The following is a 15,067-nucleotide window of genomic DNA, read 5'->3' on the forward strand; positions in this document are numbered from 1 at the left end:
CGAGGGAGCGGACCCGCGCGGGCGGGCCGCCGCCCGCCCCAGCACCCACATCCACGATCCATCCCAGGGAGCGGCCATGACCGTCACCGAACCCACCCCGGCCACGACACCGATCGACCAGGCCGTCGTCCTCGACCCGATCGAGGAGGCCGTCGCCGAGTTCGCCGCGGGGCGGGCCATCGTGGTGGTGGACGACGAGGACCGCGAGAACGAGGGCGACATCATCTTCGCCGCCGAGCTCGCCACGCCCGAACTCCTGGCGTTCATGATCCGCTACACCTCCGGTGTGGTGTGCGTCCCCCTGGAGGGCGGGGACCTGGACCGCCTCGACCTGCCGCTGATGACCGCGCGCAACGAGGAGAGCCTGCGCACCGCCTACACGGTCACCGTGGACGCGCGCGAGGGCGTCACCACGGGGATCTCCGCCGCCGACCGGGCCCGCACCATCCGCCTGCTGGCCGCGGAGGGCAGCGGCCCCGCCGACTTCGTGCGCCCCGGCCACGTCCTGCCGCTGCGCGCCCGCCCGGGCGGCGTGCTGGCCCGGCGCGGCCACACCGAGGCCTCCGTCGACTTCGCCCGCCTGGCCGGTCTGCGTCCCGCGGGCGTGCTCGCCGAGGTCGTCAACGACGACGGCACCATGGCCCGTCTGCCCCAGCTGCGCGCGTTCGCCGACGAGCACGGCCTCAAGCTGGTCTCGGTCGAGCAGCTCGCCGCCTACCGCGAGGCGCTGGGGGAGGCGCTCACCGAGGCCGAGGCCCACCCGCCGCTGGTCTCCCGCGCGGTCCAGACGCGCCTGCCCAACAGGTACGGCCAGTGGCGCGCGGTCGGGTACCGGGGTACCGCCGACGGCGCCGAGCACGTCGCGCTGGTGTACGGGGACCTGACCGACGGCACCGACGTCCTGGCGCGCCTGCACTCGGAGTGCCTCACCGGCGACGCGTTCGGCTCCCACCGCTGCGACTGCGGCGCCCAGCTGGACGCCGCCATGGCCGACATCGCCGAGGAGGGGCGCGGGGTGCTCGTCTACCTTGGCGGCCACGAGGGCCGGGGGATCGGTCTGCTGCACAAGCTGAGCGCCTACAGCCTCCAGGACCAGGGGGCGGACACCGTGGACGCCAACCTGCGCCTGGGCCTGCCCGCCGACGCGCGCGAGTTCGGCGCCGGGGCGCAGATCCTGGCCGACCTGGGGGTGTCGTCGGTGCGGCTGCTGACCAACAACCCCGCCAAGGCCGAGGGACTGGAGCAGCACGGGGTGCGGGTCAAGGAGCGGGTGGCGATGCCCTCCTTCGTCACCGAGGACAACATCGACTACCTGCGCACCAAGCGCGACCGCATGGGCCACGACCTGACCGGCGTCGTCCGCTGACCCCGGCCCTGCGGCGCGGCCGACCGGCCGCCCCGCGCGCGGCGCCCCGGAAGGCCGGGGCGGCGCCCGCCCCGGCGGTGGTCCGGGGCCGCACACTTCGTTCGGAGAGGAAGCAGGAGCCCATGAGTGGTGAAGGACGCCCCGACAGCAGTGGTGTCGACGCCTCGGGGATGTCGGTGGGCATCGTCGTGACCCGTTGGAACGCGGGTGTGGTCCAGCCGATGCTCACCAGGGCGCTGGAGGTGGTGGCGTCCTCGGGCGCGGCCGAGCCCGTCGTGGTGGAGGTGGCCGGAGCGGTCGAGATCCCGGTGGTCGCCCAGGAGCTGGCCCGCAAGCACGACGCCGTGATCGCCCTGGGCGCGGTCATCCGCGGGGGCACCCCGCACTTCGACTACGTGTGCCAGTCGGTCACCCACGGCCTGACCGAGGTGGCGCTGCGCCATTCCACCCCCGTGGGCAACGGCGTGCTCACCTGTGACACCCTGGAACAGGCGCTCGACCGCGCCGGTCTGCCGGGGAGCGCCGAGGACAAGGGCGCCGAGGCCGCGCTGGCCGCCCTGGACACGGCGGCGGTCCTGCGTGGGCTGCGCCGCTGATCCGGTCCGGTGGCGCACGGTGACGGCGGTGGGCCGTCCGCGTACGCGGACGGCCGAAGAGGTGTCGCGCGGGTCCCGATCCGGCGTGTGGCCGCTGGGCGGTCCTCGTCGGGCGGTGCGCGCCGGAGGGCCCGAGGGGTCCGTCCGGCGGGGTACGGCGTCGCGGGACGCGGCGTGCCGGGGACGCGGCGTGCCGGGGCCGCGGCGGACACGGTCCAGAAGTGGAGCAGTTGGTGCGGACGAGGGAACAGCCCGTGGACGGCGAGGAGTCGGGGCAGGCGGTGCTGCCCAGGACGTGGCGGCCCCGGTCGGTGCGGTGGGTCGCCTACGGGCTGGCGCTGCTGATCGTGGCGACCCTGGCGGTCCTGGCCGCGATCCTGCCGGGCAGCTGGGGGGTCATGGACCGGGTCCTGATGGTGGGCCTGGGCCTGGCCATCGCGGCTGCCCTGCACCTGTTGGCCCGGCCGCGGCTGGTGGCCGGTGAGGAGGGTGTGACGGTGGTCAACAGCATCCGCACCCACGTGCTGTCCTGGCCGGAGGTCGTGGACGTGCGGATGCCCGAGGGCGAGCCCTGGCCCTCGGCGGACCTGTCCGACGGCACGACCCTGGCGGTGATGGCCATCCAGAGCGCCGACGGCGAGTCCGCCCGGCGCGCTCTGGAGGAGTTCCGCGCGCTGCTGCACGAGCGCGGCGAGGGCCGCGAGCCCGACCGCTCGTAGGAACCTCCGGGAGGGGCCGCCGAATTCCTGAGGATCGGTGGCTCCCGAGTGTTGTGCGGGGCACATAGTTTGGTACCGAGAGCCACCGACGGAACGTGGAAGAGGTACCGCGTGCGCGACATCCGAGCGGCCGTGTCCGGCCTGTACGCGTCGGGCGAGACGTTCGCGCTGGCCACCGTGATCGACACCTACAAGAGCGCTCCCCGCGACGCCGGGGCGGCGATGCTGGTCAGCGCCTCGGGGGAGGCGGTCGGCAGCGTGTCCGGCGGCTGCGTGGAGGGCGCGGTCTACGAGGAGGCCCTGGAGGTCATCCGCACGGGGGTCCCCGTGCGCCGCACCTACGGGGTCAGTGACGACGACGCCTTCAGCGTCGGCCTGACCTGCGGCGGAACACTGCACATGTTCATCGAGCCGATCAGCCGGTCCGCCTACCCCCAGCTGGGCTCGGTGATCGGCGCGGTCGACGAGCACCAGCCGGTCGCCGTGGCCACCATCGTCTCCGACCCCTCCGACCAGGGCCGGGTGGGGCGGCGCCGGGTGGTCTGGCCCGGCCACGCCGAGGGCGGCCTGGGCAGCGACAGGCTGGCCGACGCCCTGGACGACGACGTGCGCGGCATGCTGGCCCAGGGCAGCACGGGTCTGCTGCGCTACGGCACCGACGGGCAGCGGCGCGGGGACGAGCTGGAGGTGTTCGTGCAGTCCTTCGCGCCCGCCCCTCGCATGCTGGTCTTCGGTGCGATCGACTTCGCGGCGGCCGTCGCCGACCTGGGCACCTACCTGGGTTACCGGGTGACGGTGTGCGACGCCCGGCCGGTGTTCGCGACCGCCAAGCGCTTCCCCACCGCCGAGGAGGTGGTGGTCAAGTGGCCGCACGTGTTCTTGGACGAGATCGCCGACCAGATCGACGAGCGCACGGCCATCTGCGTGCTCACCCACGACCCCAAGTTCGACGTGCCGGTGCTCAGCGTGGCCCTGCGCACCCGCGCCGGGTACATCGGCGCGATGGGGTCCCGGCGCACGCACGAGGACCGGTTGGAGCGGCTGCGCGAGGCCGGGGTGGGTGAGGCGGAGCTGGCGCGCCTGCACTCGCCGATCGGTCTGGACCTGGGGGCGCGCACTCCGGAGGAGACGGCGGTGTCGATCGCCGCGGAGTTGGTGCAGGTGCGGTGGGGCGGCAGCGGGCGGGCCCTGCGTGAGACCAGCGGCCGGATCCACCACGACACGTCGGGTAAACCCCTGGTTCCGGCCGGATTCGGCCACCGTGTGAAGTGAACCGAAACCCGCCGGTCCGTGGAGTGCCTGGTCACGGCGGGTCCGTGGGGGCGGTCGCGGAACAGGGCCGGACGGGCTGTGCCAGGTCGCCCATCCCGCGCGCCCGTGCGTGGCATCATCACGTCATGGGTACTGGGGGGCAGGAGCAGGGCGGGGAGCGTACGGGTCCGGTGGCGGGCCTGCTGTTGGCCGCGGGTTCGGGGAGCAGACTCGGGCGGCCCAAGGCGCTGGTCGAGGTGGGCGGCGAACGTCTGGTGGACCGCGGTGTGCGCACGCTGACCGCGGGCGGCTGCGCCCCCGTCATGGTGGTGCTGGGCGCCGCCGACACCCCGGTGCGCGGCGCCCACACGGTGCACAACCCCGACTGGCGGACCGGGATGGGGTCCTCGGTGCGCGCCGGGATCGACGCCCTGCCCGACACGGTCGACGCGGTGCTGATCGCGCTGGCGGACCAGCCCCTGGTCACCCCCGAGGCGGTGCGCCGCCTGGTGGAGGCGCACGAGCAGGGCGCCCGTGCCGCGGTGGCCACCTACCGCGGCAACCAGCGCAACCCCGTGCTGCTGGGTCGCGAGCACTGGTCCACGGCCTACGCCATGGCCGTGCACGACGTGGGGGCGCGCCCGTTCCTGCGCGCGTACTCCCATCTGGTCACCGCCGTGGCCTGCGACGACATCGCCAGCCCGGAGGACATCGACACGGTGGAGGACCTGGAGCGGCTCAGCGGCGTGCTGGGCGGGGAGTCCTCCGGTCCGGGCTGAGCGCCCTGCCCGGGGCCGTGCGCGCCGGTGGGCCGGGGCTCAGACCAGGGTCTCGGCGAGGATGCCGAACACGTGCTCGGTCGACTCCCCGGGGGCCAGCACGATCAGGTCGGTGCCGGTGGCCAGTGCGTTGGCCGGGCAGGTCATGGGCTCGGCGGCCAGGTGGGCCCGGTGGTCGTCCCCGCCGAGGGTGTCGGCGCTGAACAGCTGCAACCAGCCGAAGCCGCGGTCGCACCACAGCGACACCCGGTGCTCGGGGCCGCTCGCCCGCACCCACGCGCGCCCGTCGGCGTCCCTCTCCAGTTCGGTGAAGGCGGTGTCCAGGACGGTGTCTCCCAGTTGGCGGCCGGGCGTGCGGAAGTCGAAGTCGCCGCCGTCCACGGGAACGGGGCCGCCCACGGGCAGCATCTGCCCGTCCACCGGCTGGCGGGTGCCGGCGGTGACCTCCAGCGCGAACTCCCCGCGCGCGGCCAGGGCCGACAGCGGCTCGCCCAGGGTCAGGTAGGGGTGGAAGCCCAGTCCGAACGGCAGGGGGGAGCCGCCCGGGTTGCGGGCGGTGGTGGCGACCGTCAGCCCGTCGTCGGAGAGCCGGTAGGCGACGGTCATCTCCAGGGGGAAGGGGTAGCCGGGCCCGCCGCCGAAGTCCAGCCGCAGTTCGACCGCGTCCTCGGAGACCGTCTCCGGCGTCCACTCCCGGTCGTGGACCAGGCCGTGGATGGCGGTGCCCGTGGCCGGGTCGTTGGGTGCGGGACGGTGCTCGACCCCGTCGAAGCGGTAGCCGTGCTCGGTCACGCGGTTGGGCCACGGCGCGAGCACCTGGCCCTGGAAGGCCTTGGGTCCGTCCCCGTCGTAGGGCCAGACCACGTCGCGGCCGCGCCAGGTGAGTGCCCGCAGTCCCGCTCCCGTGCGGTCGACGCGCGCTCGGTACTCTCCCGAGCGCAGCTCGATCACCTCACCCACCTGACACCTGCTTCCCCGTCGTGGCCGTGCGTCCGTGTGCCGAACCGGGCGATCATAGCCCACGCGCCCCGCCGGGGGGACACGGCGGGACACGTGACGCGTGTGACGGAGGTTGTTCAGGAGGTTCGGAGGCGGAGTGCGGCGACCGCCGACACCCACAGCATGGCGGTGACGGCTCCGACGGCCAGGGTCAGCGAGCCGTACTGGCCGCCGGTCATCGCCCAGCCGTTGCCGACCAGCAGGACGGTGCCCGCGACACGGGAGGCGGCGGCCGCGCCCCGGTGGCCGGTGCGACCGTAGTGGTGCCCCAGTACGTAGCAGGCGGCGATCAGCGCGGCGAAGGAGACCGATCCGGCGGCCATGTGGCCGTAGCCGTGCCAGGTGAGCTGCTCGGGCATCCCAGCGGGGGTGCCGACGGGGAAGCCGTCGGCCGGGTCCATGACGAGGAGACCCGCCGCGATCATGCCGAGGCCGTTGACCAGGACCAGCCGCGGCGCCCACGTGCCGCCGGGCGCACCGCGCATGGACCGGCGCAGCCCCAGGGCTCCGGCGGCGGTCAGGGCGCCCGCGACCAGGAAGTTCGTGATCTGGAGCCAGCCGAGTTCGCCGGTGCTGAGCGCGCTCAGGGGGTGCCGGGTCAGGTCGAACCCCTCCCGTGCGGCGGCCTGCGCCAGGGAGACGGCGGCCCACAGGGGAGCCGCGAGGGCCGCGCCGGCGAGCAGCGCGCGGGTGGTGCCCGCGGTGGCGCGGCGGACACGGGGTGCGGTGGCGGTGGTGGCGGTCATGGCCGGGGCCTCTCTCGTGTTCTGTGCTTCTCGTTCTCACGTCGCTGCGGCGATGTGACAGGGAACGCGGCCGTTCCCTGTCACATCACCTCGTTCGACGTGTATCCGAAGGCAACGAAAACGAGACGAAGGAGCACGCCGTGCGCTTCCTGATGACCACCCGCCCCTCCGAGGACGCCCGCGACGACGAGGGCCTGTACGCCGAGATGGCCGCGTTCGTGGAGGAGCTCACCGCCTCCGGAGTCCTGCTGGCCACCGGGGGGCTGGAGCCCGGCGGCGTCCGGATGGTCTCCGCCGGAGAGGAGATCACCGTGACCGACGGCCCGTTCACCGAGGCCAGGGAGGCCGTGGCCGGGTTCGCCCTGGTCGAGGTCCGCTCCCGTGAGGAGGCCCTTGAAGTCGCCCGCCGCTTCCGCCGCATCGTCGGCGACGGCGAGAGCGTCATCCAGCAGGTCTTCGGCCCCTGACCGGCCGCGGCGCCGGCCGGGTTGCGCACGAGCCCGGCCGGTGCTGTCATCTTCGGTGTGACCGATGTCCACCGCACCGTCGACGCGGTCTGGAAGATGGAGTCGGCGCGGATCGTCGCCTCGCTCACCCGGATCGCGCACGACGTCGGCGCCGCCGAGGAGTGCGCCCAGGACGCCCTCGTCGCCGCCCTGGAGCAGTGGCCGCGTGAGGGGATCCCCGACAACCCCGGCGCCTGGCTCATGACCGCCGCCAAACGCCGCGTCCTGGACCGCCTGCGCCGGGAGCACCGCCTGGAGAGCAAGCACAAGGAGATCGCCCACGAGCTGGAGCGCGCTCCCGGGGTCGCGCCCGCCCCGGACGACGGCGTCCTGCGCCTGCTGTTCGCGACCTGCCATCCGGTGCTGTCCACTCCGGAGAGGGTCGCGCTGACCCTGCGCCTGGTGGCCGGGCTGACCAACGGGGAGATCGCCCGCGCCTTCCTCACCGGGGAGGGGCGCATCGCCCAGCGCGTGGCGCGGGCCAAACGGCTGCTCGCCGAGGAGGGGGTGGCCTTCGGGCTGCCCGACGGACGGGAGCTGGCCGAACGCCTCTCCTCCGTCCTCGGCGTCATCTACCTCGTCTTCAACGAGGGCTACGCGGCGACCTCGGGCGAGGACCTGATGCGCCCCGGCCTGTGCCTGGAGGCGCTGCGGCTGGGCCGCACCCTGGCCGAACTGGTGCCGCACGAGGCCGAGGCGCACGGCCTGGTGGCGCTGATGGAGCTCCAGCAGTCCCGGGCCGGGGCCCGGACCGGCCCCTCCGGCGAGATCGTCCGACTGCACGAGCAGAACCGGGGCCGCTGGGACCCCCTGCTGGTGCGCCGGGGCTTCGCCGCCATGCTGCGCGCCCGTGACGCGGGCGGCCCGCCCGGCCCCTACGTGCTCCAGGCGGCCGTCGCCGTGTGCCACGCCCGGGCCACCAGCGAGCAGGACACCGACTGGGCCCGTATCGCCGCCCTCTACGACCAGCTGGTCGTCCTACTCCCCACCCCGGTCGTGCGCCTGAACCGGGCCGTGGCGGTCGGCAGGGCCCGCGGGCCGGGGGAGGGACTGGCCCTGGTCGACGAGCTGGCGGAGGACCCGGTCCTGCGCGACTACCACCTGTTGCCCGGCGTGCGCGGCGACCTGCTCCTGCGGCTGGGCCGGGCCGCCGAGGCGAAGCGGGAGTTCGAGCGCGCCGCCTTGCTGGCCGAGAACACCGCCGAACGCGCCTTCCTGTCGCGCCGGGCAGAGGAGACCGCGGTCCCCGAGCCCGCCGGGCCCGACCTGGGCGCGACGGCCCGGGAGTTCCTGGGCCGCGACGACCTGGACCCCCAGACGCTGCGCTCCTACGGCCAGACCCTGGACCGGCTGTGCCGTTCGCTGGGGGAGGGTCTGCCCCTGGCCGACCTGACCCCCGAACGGGTGGCGGGCGTGTTCGCCACCGCCTGGGGCGGTGCGGCCCCGCGCACGTGGAACCGGCACCGGTCGACCGTGCGCTCCTTCGGCGCCTGGGCGGGGCTGGAGGATCTCGCGGCGGACCTGGAACGGCGCGGCGAGACCCGCTCACCGCACGTGCCGCTCGACCCCGAGACCGTGGCGCGCCTGTGCGACGGGGAGGGTTTCGCGCTTCGCGAGCGCGTGCTGTGGCGGCTGCTGCACGAGTCCGGCGCCCGGGTGAATTCCGTGCTGGCGCTCAACGTGGAGGACCTGGACCTGGGGGACCGCCGTGCGCGGGCGGGCGACGGCTGGGTGGGCTGGAGGTCGGGGACCGCCCGGCTGCTGCCCGAGCTCGTGGCGGGGCGCGAGCGGGGGCCGCTCCTTCTGGCAGACCGGCGTCCGGGACCGGCGAGGCGCCCCGCCGCGGCCGACCTGTGCCCGCTGACGGGGCGAGGGCGCCTGTCCTACCCGCGTGCGGAGTACCTGTTCAAGCGGGCCACGCGCTCTCTGGATCCGGCGGGGCGGGGCTACACCCTGAGCAGGCTCCGGCCCTGAGCGCATCCGCGCGCGGCGGGGCGGAGGGGGCCGCCCCGTGGTCCCGGTCGGCCCGCCGGGGAGTGTTCCGCGCGGGCTTCCGGAGCGGCGAGCGGCCCTCCGGGCCGTCTCCCGCACGACGGTTCGCGCGGGTCGGCCCGGTGGGCGCCTCCGGCGGGCGCCCGAGGCGCGGCGCGGGGACGGCGGGTCCGGTGGGGGCGGCTTACCCGTGGGCGCCGGGCCACCGCCCGCACCGGACGCTAGGCGAGCAGGCCGTCCAGGGGGATCAGCACCCCCGAGCCCAGCGCCAACAGGCCCGTGGACAACAGCACCACCACCATGAACAGGGTTCCCACCACGGCCAGGCGGAAGGCCCCCAGGCGCCGACGGGCCCGCGAGGTGGGCTTCCTGCTGGCCGCCGAGCGGCCCAGCGCCACCAGCAGCACCGACAGCAGCACCGGCAGCCACCACGCCGCCCCGGTGTCGCCGGGCAGCAGACCGGTGACGGCCCCGGTGACCTCCGACAGCCAGCCCAGGACGGCGCCGTTGCTGGCGTCCAGCAGTCCGGTGTAGGCCGAGGTCACGAACTCGCTCTCGGGGTAGAAGCCCTCCTGCGGGCGCACCACGCGGCCCAGGCCGTCCAGGAGCCCGAGCAGCGCCGCGGGGTAGGCGAACCGGCGGCACGCGCCCGCCTTCATCGCCCGCTGGATCTGGCCCATGGTCTTGTCGGCCCGGCGCCTGCGGCGTTCCTGTTCGCGGGGGTCGAGCGAGGGGTCCTGCGGTCCCGCGGGGTTGTAGGGGTGCGGGGCGGTCGCGCCCTCCGGGCGGCCGGGCGCGGAGGACCCGGCGGCGCGCCTGCGGACTCCGGCCGCCTTCTCGCGGACCTGCGACCAGCGTTCGCCGGCCGAACCGGCCAGCGACGCCCACCGGTCCTGGCGGCGTGCCCTGCCGTCGGCGCGCTCGCGCTCGGCGACCGCGCCGCCGACCCGGGCCGCCTCGGGCAGCAGGAGCACCGCCGTGATCAGGGCGGCCCGGGTGGCCAGGGCGTCGCGGCCGTTGGCGTCGCGCAGGGCCAGGCGCCGCTGCTCCGCCCACCACGGGGCGTGCGGGGCGGCGGTGCGCTGGCGCGGGTGCCAGGACTGGCGCCGCAGCAGCGACCGGCTCCGGGAGGCGGTGTCGGGGAGCAGGACCAGTTCGACCGCCCTGGCCCAGGCGGTGTCGGTCTCGTGGGTGTCCGGGCGCCGGGGCGCGTCGGGGCCCGAGCCGACCAGCTGGTCGACGTTCTCGGACACCTTGCGCATGATCAGGGGCACCTCGTGCTGGACGCGCTCCAGCAGGGCGCACCGCCCCGAACCGCCCGAGCGGCAGGCCGGATGCGGACACCAGTGCTGGGCGCCCAGCCCGACCGCGCCCGAGGTCACGGCCTCGCGCACCACCGCGTGGCGGCTGGCGTCGCCGGTGGCCAGGTCCAGCAGCCCGTCGGCGCTGATCTCGTGGCCGCGAAAGCGCGGCGGCATCCCGGGCACGTAGCGGGCGGCCAGCGCGCTGATCGCCACGTGCGCCTGTTCGGGGTGGGCGTCCAGGCCGGTCAGGTAGGCGCGGTCGAAGGTGTAGTCGTTGACCTCGCGGTCCAGCCAGCTGCGCAGCTGCGACCAGTGGGTGCGCAGCCACATGGCGCCGGTCTCGGAGCGGTCGAGCAGGTCGAAGGCCAGGCTCGGCGGGTCCTCGTGGCTGGCTCCGGCGAACTCGATGGGGCGCAGGCGCTTGACCGCGCGGATCTGCGGGCGCTCGCCCGCCAGCCACTGCGCGACCTCGTCGTATCCCCAGCGGGCCGAGGGCGCGAGCGTGAGCAGGCCCCGGGCCAGCAGGCGCCAGCGCTCGTCGGTGATGGCGGAGATGTCCACCTCGGTGTTGCGGGCGGTCAGCCAGTTGCCGCCGCGCTCGGGGCGGCGTCCGGCCACCAGTTCGTGCACGATCACGCCCAGGGACCACCAGGCCGCGGGCGCCTCGCGGCGGCCCTCGACGACCTCAGGGGCGGCGTAGTCCTCGGTGACCGCCAGTCCGCCGTAGACGCGGCTCATGGTGGCGCGTACGGCGCCGCCGAAGTCGGTGAGCGCCACGACCGGCGGGTCCAGGGACCGCACGAGCAGGTTCTCGGGCTTGACGTCGGTGTGGTTGTGCTGGAGTTCGTCCTGCCAGTGGTGCAGGCACTCGGCGATGGCGGAGACCACGGCGCGGGCGCGGTCGTCCGGTAGCGGGGCCTGGTCGATGAGCGCGCGCAGCGAGCCGTGGGAGAAGTACTCCTGGGCCTCCCAGGCCAGGTCCTCGCCCCAGGAGCTGGCGGCGGTGCCGTAGCCCTGGATGGCGGGGGTGTGCGGTGAGGCGGTGCCGCGGGCGCGCAGGCGGTCGAGGAGTTCGCGGTTGATGTCGTGGCCGGGCCGGTACACCTTGAGCGCGAGCCGGCGCCCGGGGGAGTCGGTGGGTTCGGCCAGGTAGACGACGGCCTCGCCGCCCGCGCCGATGTGGTCGAGCACGCGGTAGCGGCGGCGCAGTTCGGCGGGGACGGCGTAGTCGAGGTCGCTGGCGGGGCCGACCACCACGCGCGAGACCAGGCGGGCCATCCAGTCCAGGAGCGGGCCGAACAGGGTCCGCCACCAGGGCGCGCGGCCGTCGGTGCGGCCGTCGCCCGGGATGCTGCGGGCCGGGCGGGTGCCCGGGGCCGCGGCGGCCGTGCGGGTGGCGTCCGCCTGGCCGGCGCCGGGCAGGACGCTGGTGCGGTCCGCGGCCGGGGAGGACACGCGGGTGGGCTCGGTGCCCTCCCCCGGGGCCGTTCCCGGGCGGAACACACGGGTGGCCCGGTGGGTGCGGTCCGCACGCGTGCGGTCCTCGTCGGGGCCGATGCGTGTGGTGGGCGCGGTGGGTTCGATCCGCTGGGTCGGCGCGTTCTCGTCACCGGGGTCGGGCGTGACCATCGGGGTCGGAGCCATCCTTCGGATAGGCGTTGGTGTCGTGGACCTGCGGGGGAACGAGGGCCCCTCCAGGGTAGGTCCGCGCGGCGCGGTTCGCGCGCCGTTTCGGGCCCCGGTGCGGGTTCCTCGGCGTAGCCCCTCGTCTCCTTTGACTCCCGGTGGGCGCGTGGAGTTCCACCCGGAACGCGCAGACGGTGCGCTCCGGGGCGGGAAGACCGGTGCCGCGGCGCTGCGCGCGCCTCGGCGCCGTCCGCGCGGGCCACCGCGCGCCGGTCCCGCTCCGCCGTGCGGGACCGCCTGTTCGGCCCCGTCCTCCGTGGCATGAGGGCCCGGTTCCAGGCGGCCGGTCGGCTGCTCGCGGTCGGCCGTGCGTCCCTGCGGCACGAGGGCCCGGTGCCGCCCGTGGTGCTCAGTGCCGTCCGCGCGGGGTCACGCCGAGCCTGTCGCAGGACTCCTGGTACATGCGCACGACCTCGGCGCGGATCTGGGCGCGTTCGGTGAGCGGTCGCGCCCACGGCACGCGCACGGCGTGCTCGGTTCCGTCCACGGTGACCGCGTAGTCGCCGCCGTCGCCGTCCAGGCCCGTCATGCGCGCGGCGGTGGCCTCGGGCTGGCCGCCCAGCGCGCGGCAGATGAGCAGGGTGTCCTCGGGGTGGTCGCCGTTCATGTGGGCGGTGACGGCGGCGACGACCTCGGGGGAGAAGGGGTTGGACGGGGACACGGGACCTCCTGGTCGGCGGGTGGCGCGCACGCGTGACACGAGCGGGGGGAGGGCTGTGCGCCCTCCCCCCGCTGACGATATCCGAGCGGCCCCGAAGGTGATGACGGTGTGTCGTCAAAACTTCCGGGAGGCCGTCCCGTCCCGCGTGTTCCCCCGCTTCGTCCGGCCCGGAGTCCGCCCGGCCGTCACGGACGTGCTCAGGCCTGGCGGGTGAACTCGGCGTCGATGTCGATGGTGATCTTGTCGCCGACGACCACGCCGCCGCCGTCCATCGGCATCTCGATGTCCACGCCGAACTCCTTGCGGCTGATCTGCGTGGAGGCGGTGAAGCCGGCGCGGTTGAGACCGTAGGGGTCGATGGTGGAGCCGTTGAACTCCAGCGCGATCTCGACGGGGCGGGTGTTGCCCTTGATGCTCAGCTCGCCCTGCAGGACGAAGTCCTCGCCCTTGGCGACGGCGCCGGTGGAGCGGAAGGTGAACTCCGGGTGGTTCTCGACGTCGAAGAAGTCGGCGGAGCGGATGTGGTTGTCGCGGTCACCGTTGTCGGTGTTGATCGAGCTGGCGTCGATGGTGGCCTCGACGGACGCCTGGGTGGGGTCCTCGGGCACCGTCAGCGTGGCGTCGAACTTCTCGAACCGCCCGCGGACCTTGCTGACCATCATGTGTCGTACGGAGAAGCCGACGACGCTGTGGGCGGTGTCGATCTTCCAGGTTCCGGCCTGGAGTTCCTGCGCTGCCATGGTGTCTCCCTGTCGGGTCGGCGGACCCGGGGACCGGGCCCATTCGCTGAGGTGTAACAAGACGCCTTAGAAGAATCTTCCTCGGAAGAGGAGTTTAGGCAATGCCGAGCCCTCGTGCAAGGCGTTCCTCCGGCGAGAGCCGACGCGGGGCCCGACGGTGTGGCGGAGCGGGGGTTTCGGACACGCCGCTACGATGGGCCGCATGAACAACGCCGGGTGGCTTGACGTCAAGGAACAGCACGTCTGGCGTGGTTTCCTCAGGATGAACGCCTGGGTCTACGACGAGCTGGAGAAGGACCTGCGCGCCCGTACCGGGCTCTCCCTCATCGAGTACGGCATCCTCGTGCACCTGTCCGAGGCCGAGGGGCGGCGCATGCGCATGCGGGTGCTCGCCGACAGCGTCATCGTGTCCAAGAGCAGGCTCTCCCACCAGGTCGCACGGCTCGAACGCGGCGGCTACGTGCACCGGGAGCACTGCGACGACGACCGCCGCGGGCTGTGGGCCGTGCTCAGCGACAAGGGCTCCCTCCTCCTGCGCCAGGCCGCGCCCGGCCACGCCGCGCGCGTGCGCTCGCTGGTCTTCGACCGCCTCAGCGAGGAGCAGGTCGCCCAGCTCGGCTCGATCATCGGCGCGCTGGAGCAGGGCGAGGCCGCCCGGCGGGGGTGAGGCCCCGCGACCGCCGTCCCCGCGGGCCCGCCCGTTTCGTGTGTCCGGCACACCCCGAGGGCGGCCGGTGACCGGGCGCGTCGCCCGGTTCGCGCCCTTTCGGGCGTGCCCGCCACAGGCCCCGCGCCCCACGGGTAGAGTCGGTGCACGTGAGCAGACCATCCATCATCGGCGCCCAGAACTTCCGCGACGACGACGGCAGCGTCGATCCCGGGGTCGAGGCGCGCCTGCGCGAACACGCGACGGGCGCGACGGGCGACCGCCAGGTGCTGGCCGCGCTCAGCGGAACCCGCGTGCTCATCCCCGTGGTCGCCGTGGCCACCGAGACCGAGGAGGGCGTCGGCGGGCTCACCAAGGACAAGAACAGCGAGGTCGCCGTCCCGATCATGACCGGCAGGGACGGGCGGCGCGGCATGCTCGCCTTCACCTCCGTGGACGCGGTCCGCCGCTGGCGCCCGGACGCGCGCCCCGTGCCCTTCACCGTCAGGGACGCCTGCCAGGCGGCCCTGGAGGAGGAGGCGGACGCGCTGGTGCTCGACGTGGCCGGCCCCGTGCCCTACACCGTTCAGGGTCCCTTCCTCAGCATGATCGCCGAGACCGGCGCCGTCCCCGAGCCCAAGGACGACCCGCAGGTCCTCGGACTCATCTACCAGGTCACCAAGGGCGAGTTCGGTATCGAGCGCGTCCGCATCCACCCCTCCGAACGCGGCGAGATCGGCATCCGCCTCGAACTCGACGAGCGCGACGACGAGGTCCTGCGGCGCGTGGCCGGGCGGCTCACCGCCGAACTGCGGCACGTGCTGCCCGGAGGCATCGAACTGAGCGCCGTCGTGCGCGCCCAGCGCGACGACGCGCCCCCGAACGGGCCCGGGACCGCCGCCCGGGACTGACTCCGTCCCGGTCGCTTCCGGCCGGGCCGCGAGCCCCGCGGTCGTGGGCCGCTCCGCGCCCTCGTCCCGTGCGTGCGCCGTGCGGGCACACGGTGCCGCGGCGTTCGCGTACGGGGAGTTTTCCACAGGCCGGACCGGGCGGTGTCGCCGCGGGCCCCGGAAGGG

At 74.7% G+C, this 15,067-nt stretch carries 14 protein-coding genes; 9 read left to right on the plus strand and 5 right to left on the minus strand.

Features of this window, described 5'->3' with window-relative positions:
• Positions 1 to 76: 76 nt before the first annotated feature.
• From UIS43_RS26075 to UIS43_RS26095, 5 genes are all read left to right on the plus strand, one after another.
• Positions 77 to 1,366: a bifunctional 3,4-dihydroxy-2-butanone-4-phosphate synthase/GTP cyclohydrolase II gene (locus UIS43_RS26075; protein WP_013151912.1), complete on the plus strand. Its 1,290-nt coding sequence runs from the start codon at positions 77 to 79 to the stop codon at positions 1,364 to 1,366.
• A gap of 122 nt (positions 1,367 to 1,488) precedes the next feature.
• Positions 1,489 to 1,962 carry a 6,7-dimethyl-8-ribityllumazine synthase gene (ribH, locus tag UIS43_RS26080; RefSeq protein ID WP_013151913.1) on the plus strand — a complete coding sequence of 158 codons (474 nt, stop codon included), beginning with the start codon at positions 1,489 to 1,491 and terminating at the stop codon, positions 1,960 to 1,962.
• Positions 1,963 to 2,216: 254 nt separating this feature from the next.
• The gene (locus tag UIS43_RS26085; protein ID WP_013151914.1) at positions 2,217 to 2,681 is read left to right on the plus strand and encodes a PH domain-containing protein; all 465 of its coding nucleotides are present in this window, start codon (positions 2,217 to 2,219) and stop codon (positions 2,679 to 2,681) included.
• A 111-nt stretch (positions 2,682 to 2,792) separates the two neighbouring features.
• Entirely contained in the window at positions 2,793 to 3,953 is a 1,161-nt protein-coding gene (locus UIS43_RS26090; RefSeq protein ID WP_013151915.1) for an XdhC family protein, read from the plus strand.
• A 170-nt stretch (positions 3,954 to 4,123) separates the two neighbouring features.
• Entirely contained in the window at positions 4,124 to 4,711 is a 588-nt protein-coding gene (locus UIS43_RS26095; protein ID WP_041552345.1) for an NTP transferase domain-containing protein, read from the plus strand.
• Positions 4,712 to 4,750: 39 nt separating this feature from the next.
• Here the strand turns inward: UIS43_RS26095 and UIS43_RS26100 are convergent, their stop codons facing one another.
• Complete coding sequence (locus UIS43_RS26100; RefSeq protein WP_013151917.1) at positions 4,751 to 5,671, minus strand: aldose 1-epimerase family protein; 921 nt, start codon at positions 5,669 to 5,671, stop codon at positions 4,751 to 4,753.
• Positions 5,672 to 5,787: 116 nt separating this feature from the next.
• Complete coding sequence (locus UIS43_RS26105) at positions 5,788 to 6,456, minus strand: DUF998 domain-containing protein (protein WP_013151918.1); 669 nt, start codon at positions 6,454 to 6,456, stop codon at positions 5,788 to 5,790.
• A gap of 140 nt (positions 6,457 to 6,596) precedes the next feature.
• On the opposite strand from UIS43_RS26105, the gene UIS43_RS26110 reads away from it, so the two are divergent.
• Positions 6,597 to 6,923: a YciI family protein gene (locus UIS43_RS26110; protein WP_013151919.1), complete on the plus strand. Its 327-nt coding sequence runs from the start codon at positions 6,597 to 6,599 to the stop codon at positions 6,921 to 6,923.
• A gap of 57 nt (positions 6,924 to 6,980) precedes the next feature.
• Positions 6,981 to 8,936 (plus strand): sigma-70 family RNA polymerase sigma factor, encoded by a 1,956-nt coding sequence (locus tag UIS43_RS26115; RefSeq protein WP_370011982.1) that lies wholly within the window; start codon positions 6,981 to 6,983, stop codon positions 8,934 to 8,936.
• A gap of 239 nt (positions 8,937 to 9,175) precedes the next feature.
• Here the strand turns inward: UIS43_RS26115 and UIS43_RS26120 are convergent, their stop codons facing one another.
• The 3 genes from UIS43_RS26120 to UIS43_RS26130 form a co-directional block, all read right to left on the minus strand.
• Positions 9,176 to 11,887, minus strand: a complete 2,712-nt coding sequence (locus UIS43_RS26120; protein WP_370013277.1) for a serine/threonine-protein kinase — start codon at positions 11,885 to 11,887, stop codon at positions 9,176 to 9,178.
• 406 nt (positions 11,888 to 12,293) lie between these two features.
• The gene (locus tag UIS43_RS26125; RefSeq protein ID WP_013151922.1) at positions 12,294 to 12,605 is read right to left on the minus strand and encodes a DUF2470 domain-containing protein; all 312 of its coding nucleotides are present in this window, start codon (positions 12,603 to 12,605) and stop codon (positions 12,294 to 12,296) included.
• Positions 12,606 to 12,802: 197 nt separating this feature from the next.
• On the minus strand, positions 12,803 to 13,345 hold the full coding sequence (locus UIS43_RS26130) for a YceI family protein (RefSeq protein WP_013151923.1): 543 nt from the start codon (positions 13,343 to 13,345) through the stop codon (positions 12,803 to 12,805).
• 193 nt (positions 13,346 to 13,538) lie between these two features.
• Here UIS43_RS26130 and UIS43_RS26135 point away from each other — a divergent pair, with 193 nt between their 5' ends.
• Positions 13,539 to 14,012 carry a MarR family winged helix-turn-helix transcriptional regulator gene (locus UIS43_RS26135; RefSeq protein ID WP_013151924.1) on the plus strand — a complete coding sequence of 158 codons (474 nt, stop codon included), beginning with the start codon at positions 13,539 to 13,541 and terminating at the stop codon, positions 14,010 to 14,012.
• 149 nt (positions 14,013 to 14,161) lie between these two features.
• Positions 14,162 to 14,902: an SseB family protein gene (locus tag UIS43_RS26140; protein WP_013151925.1), complete on the plus strand. Its 741-nt coding sequence runs from the start codon at positions 14,162 to 14,164 to the stop codon at positions 14,900 to 14,902.
• Positions 14,903 to 15,067 lie beyond the last annotated feature (165 nt).

This window comes from Nocardiopsis sp. LDBS0036, assembly GCF_041228755.1.
GTDB lineage: Bacteria > Actinomycetota > Actinomycetes > Streptosporangiales > Streptosporangiaceae > Nocardiopsis > Nocardiopsis dassonvillei.

Bases quoted from the DNA above. Each gene is read 5' to 3' on its own strand.
- UIS43_RS26075 (WP_013151912.1), top strand. From the start codon at position 77: ATGACCGTCACCGAACCCACCCCGGCCACGACACCGATCGACCAGGCC.
- ribH (WP_013151913.1), top strand. From the start codon at position 1,489: ATGAGTGGTGAAGGACGCCCCGACAGCAGTGGTGTCGACGCCTCGGGG.
- UIS43_RS26105 (WP_013151918.1), bottom strand. From the start codon at position 6,456: ATGACCGCCACCACCGCCACCGCACCCCGTGTCCGCCGCGCCACCGCG.
- UIS43_RS26120 (WP_370013277.1), bottom strand. From the start codon at position 11,887: ATGGTCACGCCCGACCCCGGTGACGAGAACGCGCCGACCCAGCGGATC.
- UIS43_RS26130 (WP_013151923.1), bottom strand. From the start codon at position 13,345: ATGGCAGCGCAGGAACTCCAGGCCGGAACCTGGAAGATCGACACCGCC.
- UIS43_RS26135 (WP_013151924.1), top strand. From the start codon at position 13,539: ATGGGCCGCATGAACAACGCCGGGTGGCTTGACGTCAAGGAACAGCAC.